The 15,119-nt window shown below is 67.5% G+C and carries 12 protein-coding genes; 6 read left to right on the forward strand and 6 right to left on the reverse strand.

Going from position 1 to position 15,119, the window contains the following annotated elements; genetic code table 11:
• Positions 1-83 precede the first annotated feature (83 nt).
• A complete protein-coding gene (recN, locus tag AC06DU_RS07565; RefSeq protein WP_478203946.1) occupies positions 84-1,748 on the reverse strand; it encodes a DNA repair protein RecN in 1,665 nt (554 codons plus the stop codon).
• Positions 1,749-1,864: 116 nt separating this feature from the next.
• Here recN and hrcA point away from each other — a divergent pair, with 116 nt between their 5' ends.
• From hrcA to AC06DU_RS07595, 6 genes are all read left to right on the forward strand, one after another.
• Complete coding sequence (gene hrcA, locus AC06DU_RS07570) at positions 1,865-2,917, forward strand: heat-inducible transcriptional repressor HrcA (RefSeq protein WP_024939315.1); 1,053 nt, start codon at positions 1,865-1,867, stop codon at positions 2,915-2,917.
• 99 nt (positions 2,918-3,016) lie between these two features.
• Complete coding sequence (gene grpE / locus AC06DU_RS07575) at positions 3,017-3,535, forward strand: nucleotide exchange factor GrpE (RefSeq protein WP_010366360.1); 519 nt, start codon at positions 3,017-3,019, stop codon at positions 3,533-3,535.
• A 142-nt stretch (positions 3,536-3,677) separates the two neighbouring features.
• Entirely contained in the window at positions 3,678-5,606 is a 1,929-nt protein-coding gene (gene dnaK / locus AC06DU_RS07580; RefSeq protein ID WP_478203948.1) for a molecular chaperone DnaK, read from the forward strand.
• A 142-nt stretch (positions 5,607-5,748) separates the two neighbouring features.
• On the forward strand, positions 5,749-6,876 hold the full coding sequence (gene dnaJ / locus AC06DU_RS07585) for a molecular chaperone DnaJ (RefSeq protein WP_024939317.1): 1,128 nt from the start codon (positions 5,749-5,751) through the stop codon (positions 6,874-6,876).
• Positions 6,877-7,210: 334 nt separating this feature from the next.
• Positions 7,211-8,119 carry a pyridoxal kinase gene (gene pdxY, locus AC06DU_RS07590; RefSeq protein WP_102580990.1) on the forward strand — a complete coding sequence of 303 codons (909 nt, stop codon included), beginning with the start codon at positions 7,211-7,213 and terminating at the stop codon, positions 8,117-8,119.
• Entirely contained in the window at positions 8,116-9,243 is a 1,128-nt protein-coding gene (locus AC06DU_RS07595) for a prephenate dehydrogenase (RefSeq protein ID WP_478203950.1), read from the forward strand. Before pdxY ends, AC06DU_RS07595 begins: the two co-directional genes overlap by 4 nt.
• 271 nt (positions 9,244-9,514) lie before the next feature.
• Here the strand turns inward: AC06DU_RS07595 and AC06DU_RS07600 are convergent, their stop codons facing one another.
• The 5 genes from AC06DU_RS07600 to AC06DU_RS07620 all read right to left on the reverse strand — a co-directional run bounded on the left by AC06DU_RS07600 (position 9,515) and on the right by AC06DU_RS07620 (position 15,025).
• Complete coding sequence (locus AC06DU_RS07600; RefSeq protein ID WP_024939320.1) at positions 9,515-9,727, reverse strand: hypothetical protein; 213 nt, start codon at positions 9,725-9,727, stop codon at positions 9,515-9,517.
• A 152-nt stretch (positions 9,728-9,879) separates the two neighbouring features.
• Positions 9,880-11,283 carry a TolC family protein gene (locus AC06DU_RS07605; protein ID WP_478203951.1) on the reverse strand — a complete coding sequence of 468 codons (1,404 nt, stop codon included), beginning with the start codon at positions 11,281-11,283 and terminating at the stop codon, positions 9,880-9,882.
• Positions 11,280-12,365, reverse strand: a complete 1,086-nt coding sequence (locus tag AC06DU_RS07610) for an HlyD family secretion protein (RefSeq protein ID WP_024939322.1) — start codon at positions 12,363-12,365, stop codon at positions 11,280-11,282. Before AC06DU_RS07610 ends, AC06DU_RS07605 begins: the two co-directional genes overlap by 4 nt.
• Positions 12,349-14,037, reverse strand: a complete 1,689-nt coding sequence (locus tag AC06DU_RS07615; RefSeq protein WP_478203953.1) for an ATP-binding cassette domain-containing protein — start codon at positions 14,035-14,037, stop codon at positions 12,349-12,351. Before AC06DU_RS07615 ends, AC06DU_RS07610 begins: the two co-directional genes overlap by 17 nt.
• Before the next feature lie 88 nt (positions 14,038-14,125).
• Positions 14,126-15,025 (reverse strand): hydrogen peroxide-inducible genes activator, encoded by a 900-nt coding sequence (locus tag AC06DU_RS07620; RefSeq protein ID WP_024939324.1) that lies wholly within the window; start codon positions 15,023-15,025, stop codon positions 14,126-14,128.
• Positions 15,026-15,119: the final 94 nt, after the last annotated feature.

Below are 15,119 nucleotides of genomic sequence, written 5' to 3' on the forward strand. Positions count from 1 at the left end.
AAGGCGGCTTCGGCCGCCTTGTGCGTTTGCCGCCATCGGCTGCCTAGGCAACCCCGGTGGCGGCCGAGACAGCGCCCGGCGGCTCAGGCGCTTTGCAGCAGCTTGCGTGCCGCCGCGCGGGCTTCCTTGCTGACTTCCACCCCGCCCAGCATGCGCGCCAGCTCTTCCTGGCGCGCCTGCGGGCCGAGCAGTTCGACCGCGCTCTGGGTCATGCCGTCCACCGGCGCCTTGCTGACCCGATAGTGCGCGTGGCCCTTGGCGGCCACCTGCGGCAAGTGGGTCACGCACAGCACCTGGCGCTCTTCGCCCAGGGCGCGCAGCTTTTGCCCGACGATGTCGGCCACTGCGCCGCCGATGCCGGAATCCACTTCGTCGAAGACCATGGTCGGCACGCTGTCCAGCCCGAGCGCGGCGACCTCGATCGCCAGCGAAATCCGTGACAGCTCGCCGCCGGAGGCGACCTTGCGCAACGCGCGCGGCGGCTGCCCGGCGTTGGCGGCGACCAGGAATTCCACCCGCTCGGCGCCGTTGGGGTCAGGGCGCAGGGTGTCCTGCGGCAGCAGCTGGATCAGGAACTGCCCGCCGCCCATGCCCAGCTCGCCGATCAGCGTGGTGGTGGCGGCCGACAAGGCCTCGGCAGCGGTGGTGCGGCTGGCGCTGAGGCTGCTGGCCGCGCTGCGCCAGACGCCGATCGCCGCCTCGATATGCTTGTCCAGCTGCTGCAGGCGCTCGTCGGCGCCGCGCAGGCTCTCCACTTCCAGGCTCATGCGGTCGCGCTGGGCGGCCAGTTCGTCCGGGGTGACGCGGTGCTTGCGGGCCAGATCGTGCAGGCGACCGAGCCGGCGCTCCATCGCCTCGAACTGGGCCGGGTCGGCCTCCAGGTCGTCGCGCACGCGGTCGAGCAGGGCCAGCGCCTCCTCGATCTGGATGACCGCGCTGTCCAGCAGTGCATCGACCTCGCCCAGGCGCGGCTCGTGCTCGGCCACGCGCGCGAGGTCATGGCGGCTGTCCTGCAGCAGGCCCAGTGCGGAGGCGCCGTCGTCGCCGTTGAGCTGCAGGGCCACGCTGTCGCACGCGCCGATCAATGCGGTGGCGTGCGCCTGGCGGCGATGATTGACGTCCAGCGCGGCGATCGCGGCCGGATCCAGGTCCTCGCGTTCCAGTTCGCTGAGCTGGTGTTCCAGAAAGCCGATGCGGTCGGAGACATCGCCCTGCGCGGACAGCGCATCGCGTTCGTCCAGCAGGGCCTGCCAGCGCTGGCTGGCCTGGCGCACCTGCTCGCGCTGCGCGGCGTTGCGGGCGTAGGCGTCGAGCAGGGCGAGCTGGCTGTGGCGGGCCATCAAGGCCTGGTGTTCGTGCTGGCCGTGAATCTCCACCAGCCGCGAGGCCAGCTCCGCCAGTTGCGAAGAGGTCACCGGGCGGCCGTTGATCCAGGCACGCGAGCCGCCATCGGCACGGATGATCCGGCGCAGCTGGCATTGCGCGTCGTCGTCGAGTTCGTTGTCCGACAGCCAGGTCAGGCCCGGGTGCTGGGCCGGCAGCTGGAATTCGGCCGACAGTTCGGCGCGGTCGGCACCGTGGCGGACCACGCCGCTGTCGGCGCGCAGCCCGGACAGGAAGCCTAGCGCGTCCACCATCAGCGACTTGCCGGCGCCGGTTTCGCCGGAAACCACGGTCATGCCTGGCCCGAATTCCAGTTCGGTGGCGCGGACGACGGCGAAATCCTTGATGGAGAGGTGTCTGAGCATGGGATCGAGTGTGAACGCTTTGGGGAAGCTTAGGGTGGGAGCGGCGGGCAGGGAATAAGACGCTTGCCAACCGCAGGGCCAGACATTATCTATGCCCAGTCTCACCGGATGATCCCATGCGCGCGTCACAGTCCCCAACGCTCGATCCCCGCGCACGCCAACTGCTGCGGACGCTGATTGCCCGCTACATCCGCGATGGCGAGCCGGTGGGCTCCAAGACGCTGGCCCAGCACGCCGGGCTGGACGTCAGCCCGGCCACCATCCGCAACATCCTGGCCGACCTGGAGGATGTGGGGCTGCTCAGCTCTCCGCATACCTCGGCCGGGCGGGTGCCCACCGCGCACGGTTACCGGGTGTTCGTCGACAGCCTGGTGCAGATGCAGCCGCCCGGCGAGGAAGAAGTGCGCCGTCTGCGCGCGGAGCTTGCCAGCGGCAACGGCACCCAGTCGCTGCTGGGCAGCGCCTCGCAGATGCTGTCGGCGATGAGCCATTTCGTCGGCGTGGTCAGCGCACCGCGGCGCGAGCAGTTCGCGTTCCGGCATATCGACTTCGTGGCGCTGGACGCGCGCCGGGTGCTGGCGATCCTGGTGTTTGCCGACAACGAGGTGCAGAACCGGGTGATCGAGCCGCGCCGGGCCTACGAGCCGGCCGAGCTGGAGCGGGTGGCCAATTACCTCAATGCGCAATTTGCCGGGCGCGCGCTGTCGGACATCCGCGCCTCGCTGCTGCGCGAGCTGCGCATGGCCAAGAACGAGATGGAGCAGCTGCTGGCGCACAGCGTGGATCTGGCCAGCGAGGCGCTGGTGCCGGCCGACGCCGACGACATGGTGATGGCCGGGCAGACCCGCCTGATGGGCGTGCAGGACCTGTCGGACCTGGACCGGCTGCGCGAGCTGTTCGAGGCCTTCGCCAGCAAGCGCGAGATCCTGCAACTGCTCGAACGCACCATCCAGGCGCCGGGCGTGCGCATCTTCATCGGCGAAGAGACCGGCATGCTGTCGCTGGACGATGTCTCGCTGGTCACCGCGCCGTATGCCGCCAATGGCCAGGTGCTGGGCGTGCTGGGCGTGATCGGGCCCAAACGCATGGCCTACGACCGGGTGATTCCGCTGGTGCAGACCGCCGCCCAGGTGCTGGGCGCTGCCATGGAACCGCCCGGCACGCGATAAGCGGCAGCGATCGATACGATCGTTTTGCTTGAAACGCGCGCGCGCGCCCACATACGGGGTGACGTTGGGGCGGGCGTTCCGCTTGCCCGGGAACTGCACATGAACCAAGACCACCCCGAATTCGACTCCGAAGACCTGTCCCAGAACCCACCCGAGACCGATCCGCTCAAGGCCGAGATCGAGTCGCTGCGCAGCGAGATCGCGCTGGTCAAGGCCGATGCCCTGCGCGAGCGGGCCGATCTGGAAAACCAGCGCAAGCGCATCGCCCGCGACGTCGAGAACGCGCGCAAGTTCGCCAACGAGAAGTTGCTGGGCGAGCTGCTGCCGGTGTTCGACAGCCTGGACGCCGGCCTGACCGCGGCCGGCACCGAACCCAGCCCGCTGCGCGATGGCCTGGACATGACCTACAAGCAGTTGCTCAAGGTCGCGGCTGACAACGGCCTGACCCTGCTCGACCCGGTCGGCCAGCCGTTCAACCCGGACCAGCACCAGGCGATCAGCCAGGGCGAGGCCGAGGGCATCGCCCCGGGCCACGTGGTGCAGGTGTTCCAGAAAGGCTATCTGCTCAACGAGCGTCTGCTGCGCCCGGCCCTGGTGGTCGTGGCCAAGCACGACTGAACCGCAGCGCCCGGCTGAACTGCCGGGCGCATGCGCGAAACGCAGATTCGTGCAGGTGGCTTGAACACCTGCGCACCACCCCCACATCTCAGCCAGACCCGGCGTCGCCGGACACAGCTACAGAATCATCAGGAGCGTATCCATGGGCAAGATCATTGGTATTGACCTCGGCACCACGAACTCGTGCGTGTCGATCATGGACGGCGGCAAGGCCCGCGTCATCGAAAATTCCGAGGGCGACCGCACCACGCCTTCGATCGTCGCCTACACCAAGGACGGCGAAGTGCTGGTCGGCGCCTCGGCCAAGCGCCAGGCGGTGACCAACCCGAAGAACACCTTCTACGCGGTGAAGCGCCTGATCGGCCGCAAGTTCACCGACGCCGAAGTGCAGAAGGACATTTCGCACGTGCCGTACGGCATCCTCGCCCACGACAACGGCGATGCCTGGGTGCAGACCAGCGATGGCAAGCGCATGGCGCCGCAGGAAATCTCTGCGCGCGTGCTGGAAAAGATGAAGAAGACCGCCGAGGACTTCCTGGGCGAGAAGGTCACCGAGGCCGTGATCACGGTGCCGGCGTACTTCAACGACAGCCAGCGTCAGGCCACCAAGGACGCCGGCCGCATCGCCGGTCTGGACGTCAAGCGCATCATCAACGAGCCGACCGCAGCCGCCCTGGCCTATGGCCTGGACAAGAAGGGCGGCGACCGCAAGATCGCCGTGTACGACCTGGGCGGCGGTACCTTCGACGTGTCGATCATCGAAATTGCTGAAGTCGATGGCGAGAAGCAGTTCGAAGTGCTGGCCACCAACGGTGACACCTTCCTGGGCGGCGAAGACTTCGACAACCGTGTCATCGAGTACCTGGTCGACGAATTCAACAAGGATCAGGGCATCGATCTGCGCAAGGATCCGTTGGCACTGCAGCGCCTGAAGGACGCCGCAGAGCGCGCCAAGATCGAGCTGTCGACCAGCCAGCAGACCGAAGTGAACCTGCCGTACGTCACCGCCGATGCCTCGGGCCCGAAGCACCTCAACATCAAGCTGACCCGTGCCAAGCTCGAAGCGCTGGTGGAAGACCTGGTCAAGAAGTCGATCGAGCCGTGCCGCACCGCGTTGAACGATGCCGGCCTGCGCGCCAGCGACATCAACGAAGTGATCCTGGTCGGCGGTCAGACCCGCATGCCGAAGGTGCAGCAGGCGGTTGCCGATTTCTTCGGCAAGGAACCGCGCAAGGACGTCAACCCGGACGAAGCCGTGGCCGTGGGCGCTGCGATCCAGGGCGGCGTGCTGGCCGGCGACGTCAAGGACGTGCTGCTGCTGGACGTGACCCCGCTGTCGCTGGGTATCGAAACCATGGGCGGCGTGTTCACCAAGATCATCGAAAAGAACACCACCATCCCGACCAAGGCCTCGCAGACCTTCTCCACCGCCGAGGACAACCAGTCGGCCGTGACCGTGCACGTGCTGCAGGGTGAGCGCGAGCAGGCCCGCTTCAACAAGTCGCTGGCCAAGTTCGACCTGTCCGGCATCGAGCCGGCGCCGCGCGGCATGCCGCAGGTGGAAGTGTCCTTCGACATCGACGCCAACGGCATCCTGCACGTGTCGGCCAAGGACAAGAAGACCAACAAGGAACAGAAGGTCGAGATCAAGGCCGGTTCGGGTCTGTCGGACGAAGAGATCCAGCGCATGGTCGCCGACGCGGAAGCCAACCGCGAGGAAGACAAGAAGTTCCAGGAACTGGTGCAGGCCCGTAACCAGGCCGATGGCCTGATCCACGCCACCCGCACCGCGATCACCGAGCATGGCAGCAAGGTCGGTGGCGATGTGATCGGCAAGGTGGAAGCGGCGCTGTCGGATCTGGAAACCGCCATGAAGAGCGACGACAAGGCGCAGATCGAGGCCCGCAGCAAGACCCTGGAAGAAGCCGGCCAGTCGCTGTACGCCGCCGCCGCCGCGGCAGAGCAGGGCGGCAACGCCGATGCGGCCAGCGGCAACGCGCAGGCCTCCAAGGCCGCCGACGACGTGGTGGACGCCGAGTTCACCGAGGTCAAGGACGACAAGAAGGCGTGAGTGGGGAATAGGGAATCGAGAATGGGAGGAGCGGTGCTGCGGCATCGCTCCTTCCCGTTGTCTGACCCTTCCACTTCGATTGCGATTTACTGAGGATGTGCGCTTTGAACGATTCCCGTCTCCCGATTCCCGATTCACTGTCATGAGCAAACGCGATTACTACGAAGTGCTGGGCGTTGCCCGTGGCGCCAGCGACGAGGAGCTGAAGAAGGCGTATCGGCGCTGTGCGATGAAGCACCACCCGGACCGCAATCCAGGCGACGCTGCTGCCGAGGCGATGTTCAAGGAGTGCAAGGAAGCCTATGAAGTGTTGTCGGATGGCAACAAGCGCCGTGCCTACGATGCGCATGGCCACGCTGCGTTCGAGCACGGCATGGGCGGTGGTGGTGGGCCCGGTGGCCCGGACATGGGAGATATCTTTGGCGATATCTTCGGCAATATTTTCGGCGGTGGCGCCGCCGGTCCGCGCGCTGCGCGACGTGGCGCCGACGTCGGTTACGTGTTGGAACTGGATCTGGAAGAAGCCGTCGCCGGCATCGAGCGCCGCATCGAGATCCCGACCCTGATCGAGTGCGAGCCCTGCCACGGCAGCGGTTCGGAAGACGGCAAGGTGGAAGTGTGCGGGACCTGCCACGGACGCGGCCAGGTACGCATCCAGCGCGGCATCTTCGCCATGCAGCAGAGCTGCCCGCATTGCGACGGGCGCGGCACGCTGATCCAGAATCCGTGCAAGACCTGCCACGGCGCCGGTCGCGTGGAAGAAGACAAGGTGCTGTCGATCAAGGTGCCTGCCGGCGTGGATACCGGCGACCGCATCCGCCTGGCAGGCGAGGGCGAGGCCGGTCCGGCCGGCACGCCGCCGGGCGATCTGTATGTGGAGGTGCGCGTGCGCGAGCATGCGATCTTCCAGCGCGACGGCGACGACCTGCATTGCGAAGTGCCGATCCGCATCTCGCAGGCGGCGCTCGGCGACACCGTGCGTGTGGCGACCCTGGGCGGCGAGGCGGAAATCCGCATTCCGGCCGAAACCCAGACCGGCAAGCTGTTCCGGTTGCGCGGCAAGGGTGTGCGCTCGGTGCGTAGCCGTACCGAAGGCGACCTGTATTGCCGCGTGGTGGTCGAAACGCCGGTGAATCTGACCGCCGACCAGCGCGCGTTGCTGCAGCAGTTCGAGGCCACGTTCACCGGTGAGGATGCCCGCAAGCATTCGCCCAAGTCGGCCACGTTCATCGATGGCGTCAAGGGCTTCTGGGATCGGATGACGTCCTGAGGCCGGGAGTCGGGAATCGGGATTGGGGAATCGTAAGGGCGGTGTGGCCCGGCCTGCCGGGGTAGTGCGCCAGTGTGGCGATTCTGGATTCGTGGGAGCGGATGCCCGCTTCCGAATGCCCGGAGAGTTGCACGGCTGAGCGAAGTTCTCCCTACGAATGCCGGCCCCAGGGGCCGGCATTTGCGTTTTTGCGGCGGGAGCCCGCAGAGGTAAGAGCAATAGCGACTGCTGCCGGCGCACAGACCGGCCTGGTGGCGGCGCGTGCAGCGGCGAGCGGACGGTGGGCGCATCGATCGACGCCGGGCGCGCGGTGGCGCTGGCGTAAAATGCGGCGATGAACAATGCCCCCGACAGTCACCTCGTCCACGGTCGCCGCCAGCGCCCGGATGGTCCTTCGCCGATCGATGTAATCTCGGTGCAATCGCAACTGGTCTACGGCCATGCCGGCAACAGCGCGGCGGTGCCGCCGTTGCGTGCGCTGGGCCTGCGGGTGGCGGAAGTGCCCACCACGCTGCTGAGCAACGCGCCGTTCTACGCCACCTTGCGCGGCCGCATCCTGCCGGCCGACTGGTTGGCTGACCTGTTGCTGGGTGCCACCGAGCGCGGCCTGCCGCAGCGTGCGCGCATGCTGGTCTCCGGCTACTTCGGCAGCCTGGCCAATGGCGAAGCATTCGCCGACTGGCTCGAGCAGACCTTGCCGCAGGCGCCGCAGCTGCGGTATTGCCTGGACCCGGTGATCGGTGACACGCACACCGGCCCGTATGTCGAGCCTGGACTGGAGCGCGTCTTCGCCGAGCGGCTGTTGCCGCATGCCTGGCTGGTGACACCGAATGCGTTCGAGCTCGGGCGCCTGACCGGTTTGCCGAGTCTGCAGCAGGACGATGCCATCGTCGCCGCGCGCGCATTGCTGGCGCGCGGCCCGCAATGGGTGCTTGCGCACAGCGTGGCCGGTGCGACCGGCGAACTGGTGACGTTGGCGGTCAGCAACGCGGCAGTGTATCGATGGGCCACGCCGCATCTGCCGGTGGATGTGGCCGGCACCGGCGATGTGCTGATGGCCTTGCTGATCGGTTTGCTGCTGCGCGAGGTGCCGTTCGAGCAGGCGGTGGGGCACGCGCTCAGCGGCGTGCACAGCGCGCTGGAAGCGACCCTGGCTGCAGGCTTCGAAGAGTTCGATGTGCTGGCCGCCGCGCCGGCCGCACTCGCGGCCGCACCGCGCTTTGCCGTCGAGCGGTTGGCATGATGGCGCAGCCGGTGGTCGGCATCGTCGGCATCGCCGGCGCTTACGGATGCTGGCTGGCGCAGTTCCTGCGCACGCGCATGCGGCTGGAGGTGATCGGCTTCGATCCGGCAGCTGACGGCGACATCGACGAAGCCACATTGGCGCAGCGAGCGGACGTGCTGATTTTCTCTGCACCGATCCGCCACACCGCCGGCTTGATCGAGCGCTATGTGGATCTTGCCGGCCCGCGCGCCGCGTCGCAGTTGTGGATGGATGTCACCTCGATCAAGCAGGCACCGGTGGCTGCGATGCTGGCCTCGCCGGCCGAGGTCGTCGGCCTGCATCCGATGACCGCACCGCCCAAATCGCCCACCTTGAAAGGTCGGGTGATGGTGGTCTGCCAGGCACGCCTGCAGCACTGGTCCACGTGGGTACAGGCGCTGTGTACCGCGTTGCAGGCCGAGTGCGTGTACGCCACGCCCGAGCACCACGACCGCGTGATGGCGCTGGTGCAGGCAATGGTGCACGCCACCCATCTGGCGCAGGCCGGCACCTTGCGCGACTACGCGCCACTGCTCGGCGAGCTGCGCGCGCTGATGCCGTATCGCTCGGCCTCGTTCGAGCTGGATACCGCAGTGATCGCACGCATCCTCTCGCTCAATCCGGCGATCTACGAAGACATCCAGTTCGGCAACCCCTATGTCGGCGAGATGCTCGATCGTTTGTTGCTGCAACTGCAGGAGCTGCGCGCCCTGGTCGCGCAAGGCGACGATGCGGCGCGCGCGCAGTTTCGCGCCCGGTTCCTGGACGACAACGCGCAGGCGCTGCAGGGCGAATCGCTCGCGGCCGGCAACTACACCTATGAGCGCGTGGGCTACCTGCTGGCCGACCTCACCGAGCCGCTGACCTTGAGCGTGTATCTGCCGCAAGACCAGCCCGGCTCGTTGCGTGCCTTGCTGCATGTGTTCGAGCAGCATGGGGTGAACCTGTCGTCGATCCATTCCTCGCGCACGCCGGTGGGCGAGCTGCATTTCCGCATCGGGTTCGAGCCGGGTAGCGATCGCGCGGCGCTGGCGCAGGCGGCCAGCGAAATCGACCGCAGCGGCATCGGACGGGTGCTGGAGCGTTCCGACCGCAACGGGTAGCAACAGTGCAGGGCGGCCGTGGGCTTGCCCACTGTCGATGGCCGCAGCAGGGTGCAGATGTCAGGCGCCGATCATGTGCTGGCCGCATGACACTGCATGCGATGGCCCCAAGCGCGAGGGTGATTGTCGCTGGGCGCAATGCCAAATAACGCGCACCGGTTTCATCCACATAGGGTGTGGATGAAACCTGCACAAGCATGTGGATAACTGTGCGCAGCCTTTGCGCTGCAACGGCTACGGACGGGTTGGTCAAAAAATGACCAGTGCTATTTCAGGGCGTCGACAGGCGCAGCTCGCCACCATCGGTGATGAAGCGCTGGCCCTGCCGTTGCAGGCGGCGGCCATCGGGCAGTTCGTAGCGTGGCGCCGTATGCGCTTGCATGCGGCCTTGCTGCCCGTTGCGGGATTCGAGCTCGTCGCGGAATTCGATGATGACGTAGGACTCGCCATCTGCACCGATTGCGGGAAATTGCCGGAAAGACATACGCACCTCCGAAGGATTTCAGGGTCGCAGTGCGAGCCGCCAGGGACCGCACGCCCGGCGCCGGGCCGGTGCAGGCGAGCATGCGCAGGCAGGTGTTACCCGGGCGTCATTGCGCACTGCGGCACCGTTTGGCGAGCCGGCCAGAAGCCTGCTCAACGGCTCAGCTGCAACGCGTCCCGGTCGGCCGTTGCCGCTGCCAGCTCGGCACGCGCCGAGGCAATGCGCGCCTGCGCATCGATCAGGCGCACGCGGGCATCGTTGGCGGTTTCTTCGCGCTGATTGACCAGGAAGAAATCGCCCGACCCCAGTTCGAAGCGTCGGCGCTCGGCCACGGCCAGGCGGTCGGCCAGGCTGCGTTCTTCGTCGGCGATCTTGGCCAGCCGCTCGGCAGCGGTGAGCGAAATGACGATCGACTCGACCTCCACCGTGATCTGGTCGCGCAGGTAGCGGCTGCGCTGATCCAGCGCCTCGATCTCGGCGCGTGCTTCGGCGACCTTGCCCTTGGCGGTGCGGTTTTCCAGCGGCACGCTGAAGCGGAAGCCGATGATCGCATCGGTCGGCGAGCGGTTCGGGCCACCCACACCCGGCGCCCCCAGGTCCTTGCTGACCTCGAAGCTGACATCCAGGCGTGGTTTGAGATCGTTCTGCGCCAGCATCAGCCGCGCGGTGGCCTGGTCGATCCGGGTCAGCACCGCACGGTAATCGGGGCGCTCCACCGGCGCGGTGATCCTGCTGGCACCGGCCAGACCTTCCAGCGCCGATGTATCGGCCGGCAGGCGCTCGGTGGAGACGATCAACGGCATGCCGGCATCGTCGCGCAGGTACAGCGACAAGGCATTGGCGGCGTTGGCGAAGTCCTGCTCCGAGCGCACCACCAGGGCACGCCGGCGGACCAGGTTTTGGTCGTTCTCGGTCAGCAGGATGGTGGGCCGCGCGCCCAGCGTCACCTGCCGGGAGATCGCATTGCGGCGCTGCTCGGCCAGCTGCAGCAGCTCGTTGTACGCGCGCAGCTTCAGGCCGGCCGCGACCCAGCTCTGGTAGGCATCCACCGCACGGCGTTGCACGCCGATGGCGACCATTTGCGCTTCGTACTGGGCGACATCGATATCGCCACCGGCAACGCTGCGGCGGGTGCGGCGTTCGTCGACCACGCGGTCGCGCAGCAACGCATACAGCGCGCCGACTTTCACTTCGCCGCCGCGGTCGGTGTAGGACTTGTCTTCGTACACCGGGAACGCGCCGCGCGAGGAGCGGTAACCGCCGTAGTAGTAGCCGCCGTTGTCATCGAAGGGACGCTTGACGGTGCTTTCGATCGTGCTGCCGTCGTAGTAGCCGGCCTCGCGCGAACGGCCGTCGAGATCGAACACGGTATCAAACGCACCATCGGCCGAGATGCCCTTGCCTTCGGCCTGGCGGACCTTGGCCAGCGCTTCGACGATCTGCGGGGAAGAGCGTGCAGAGGAGCGCAGCACTTCGTCCAGCGTCAGCGGGGTGGTCTGGGCGGCGCCCACGCCCGGTGCGAGCGCGATCAGCAGGACGACAAGACGGCGGATCATTTCTTGCCGGTCTCGTCGTCTTCGGCCTTGGGCGCCGCCTTGGCCTTGCCCTCATCCTGCGTCGTCGTCGCTGCCGGACGGCGGCCAAACTCCAGCGGGAAATTGTTGAGCTGGCGCCACAGTTCGTAGCCCACCTTCACCGTTTCGCCCTGCACCCAGCCGCGCACCTTGCCGCCCTGGCGGGCGAATTCCTGCGCCGGCCAGGCCGGCTTGCCCGGCTGCGGTTCGACCAGGATGCGGAACAGGCCGTCGGGCGCGGCATTGGGGTCGATGGCGCGCACGCGGCCATCGAACATGCCGTGCGCCACCGACGGCCAGCCGCTGAACTGGATCGCCGGCCAGCCTTCGAACTCCAGCCGCACCGGGCGGCCGGGGCGGATCAGCGGCACGTCGCGGCCGTCGATATATAGCTCGACCGCGCGCTCCACCCGCTCCGGCGCGATCACCGCCAGCACCGTGCCGGGCGAGACCATCGCACTACCGCTGGCGGCGTTGAGCTGCTGCACGCGGCCATCGCGCGGTGCGCGCACCAACTGCGCCGACTGGCGGTTCAACTGGATGTCGATGCGGGTCAGCTTGGCGCGCGATTCGGCCAGCTTGGCATCGGCCTCGGCGACCTTGATCTGGGTCAGCTCGAAGTCGCGGCGGCCGGCCAGCCCCTCGGCAAGCAATTGCCTGCTGCGTGCCACATCGATGCTGGCAACCGCGCGCGATTGCTGGATCGCGGTGATTTCCGCCTGCACCTGGGCCCGCTCGCTGGCCAGGCGGGCGAGCAGATCCGGGTCCAGGTCGCCGACACGCGCGATCGGATCGCCGCGCGAGACATGCTGGCCGTCGTGCACATACCAGCGCTCGACCCGGCCGGGCACGAAGGCGGTGACCTGCTGCTGGCGGTCGCCCGGATCCAGCGCCACCACCTGGCCCTTGCCGCTGGCGGTCTGCACCCACGGCGCCAGCGCCAGGATCGCGCTGGCAATGACAATGCCGATCAGCAGCATCCAGGCCAGCGCCTTGGCAATGCTCGGTGGGCGCATCGCCGCCAGGGTGGGGAAGTGCGCGTTGCGATCAGTCGCGTGCTGCATCGTTTGCCTCCTGCGTGGAGGCGACCAGTTCGGCGCGGGTGGCAAAGCGCTGCTGTCGCTCGGGCTGCAGGTGGAACCAGCCATCCAGGGTGATGTCTTCCGGCCGCCCGGTGCACAGCAGCACCGTGGTGCCGGCCGCCTTCAGGCGTCGCAGCACGCCGGCCAGGCGGTCGGCGGGAATCAGGTCGTACAGCTGCGACAGCATCAGCACGCGCGGGCGCACCAGCAGCGCATTGGCCAGCTTCAAGGCCATCACTTCACCGATCCACAGCGGGTAGCCGGAGGCGGCCAGCCGCGTGTCCAGGCCCTGCGCCAGCGCGGCGATACGGGTGCGCAAGCCCACCGCATCGATCGCCTCCAGCATCGCTTCGGAGTTCACATCGGCCGACGCCAGCGCCAGATATTCGCGGATGGTGACTTCGACAATGGTTGGTCGGTCGAGCACCGTCACTTCCGAGCGCAGCAGATACATGTCGAAGGTGGCCAGGTCCGCACCGCCCACCATGACCAGCCCGCGATCGGGGACCACGTGGCGCTTGAGGATCATCGCCAGCAGCCGCTCCGCGCCGCCATCGGCGATCGTCACCAACTGCTCGCCGGCAGCCAGCGAAAAATCGAAACGCGCGCCGTCGATCACCACCCCGTCCAGGCGCACCGCGCTGTTGCCGGGCGTCTTGCCGGGTGCCACGACCGCGCGTTCCTGCGGGATGGCGAACAGCAGCGACAGTTCCTCGGAGCTGGCCACCAGGTCGTAGAACGCGTCCAGGTACGCACCGAGTTGCGAGATGCCGTAAAAGACCGCGCTGAGGATCAGCTCGGCTGCCACCAGCTGGCCGATCGACAGCTCGCCCCGCAGGATCAGGTTGCCGCCCAGCGCCAGCAGCGCCGCGCTGGCGATCGCGTAGACCAGCAGGAACGCCACCGTCTGGGTGAAGCTGTAACGGAAGTGGCGCCGATGCCGGTCGACATAGGCGGCGGTGACGGACTCGGAGCGGTCCATCGCAAAGTTGAGGTGGCGGCTGGATTTATAGAAACCGTTGGAGCCGCCGACACTTTCCAGCCAGCGCGCAGCCTCGTGCTTGGCATGGCTCAGGTCGACCGCGGTGCGGATCGACCCGCGCGACCAGATCATCCAGATGCCGAAGATGACCAGCAGCAGCAGGGCGTTGAAGCCCAGGAAGAACGGGTGGTAGAAGCTGGTCAGTATCAGCCCGACCGCCGACTGCAGCACGATGGTGAAGGCGCCGATGGCCAGGCTCGGCACCGCTTTCTGCACCACCACCAGATCGAAGTAGCGGTTGAACATGTCGCCGCGGTTCTGGTCGGCGAAGAACGGATTCTGCGCATGCACCGCGCGCACGGTGATTTCCGACACCACGCGTGCGAACAGCCGGCGCTCGAACAGCGCCATGATCCACACCCGCATCGCGCTCAGGCCGGCCACCAGCAGCAATAGGCCCAGCAGCAGGCTCGACAGGGTCCACAGCGGCGCCGCCAGCGCGGTATTGGCCACGCTGTTGATCAGCAACTGCACCGAGATCGGCGTGGCCAGCGACAGCAGGCTGATCGCGACGCCGTACACCATGGCCAGGCGCACATAGGGCATGTCCGGCCCGACGATTTCCGCCAGCCAGGCTCCCGCTTCCCGCCATCCGATCTGCTTGCCCGCCATTCGATTTCCGTTGATGAGTTCAATGAAGCATTGACGAGTTGCAGCTGGCGAACAAGGCCGCAGCACTTATTCGAGGCATAGGATTTTCCTATGCGGCCACCGCACGCAGAAGATCGGCGATCAGGCCGAAGGCCGGTGCGCGTCCTGCGCCCTGCCGCCACAACAGCCCGATCTCCCTATAGTAGCGTCCGCCTTTGATCGGCCGGACCACGACATCGTCGCCCTCGCGGATTTCCTGGCGCACATACAGGTCTGGCAGCAGTGCAAGACCCATGCCCATCCCGGCCATCTGGCGGATCGCATCCAGGCTGGTGCCTTCGTAATCGCGCAGCACATTGGCGCCGACGTCCATGGCGATCGCCGCCACCTGTTCGGCCAGGCGGTACTCGGGCATCAAGGTGAGCAGGTTGGCGCCGCGCAGATCGGCCGGCGTGATGCAGGTCTTGGCCCGCAAGGGATGATCGGCGGCCATGGTCACGTGCAGCGGTTCGCGGAACAGCCGCTCGCTGTGCAGGCCGCGCCCGGCCACCGGCAATTGCGCCAGGATCAGGTCGTGCACGCCGCTGGCCAGGCCGCTGGCGAGCGCGGTCGGCAGGCCTTCGCGCACGTGCACGCGCAGTGCCGGATGTTCGCGGTGCAGGCGCGCGACCAGGCTCGGCATCAGGTAGGCGCCCAGCGTTGGCGACACGCCCAGCCGGATGGTGCCGATCAAGGTGTCGGCCGAGGTGGCGCGGACCTCTTCCAGATCGGCGACGTCCAGCAGGATGCTGCGCGCGCGCTCGAGCAGGTCGCGCCCCAACGGGGTCAGGATGGCCGGCACGCCGCGTTCGAACAGCGCGGCGCCGACGATGGTTTCCAGCGCACGGATCTGCTGCGACAGCGAGGGTTGCGACACGCCCATCTGCTCGGCGGCGCGGGTGAAGCTGCCGGTGTCGGCGAGCGCGACGAAATAACTGAGTTGGCGAATGGTGGTTCGGGGGCGGGGCATGCGTGACGTCGTCAGGTGGGGGCGCGTGGGGGCGCAGGATCGGCCCGGGCCGCTGCCGCAGACACGCTGGCATGACAGCACACGCCGGTGTCAC

Source organism: Xanthomonas sp. NCPPB 3200 (assembly GCF_056393585.1).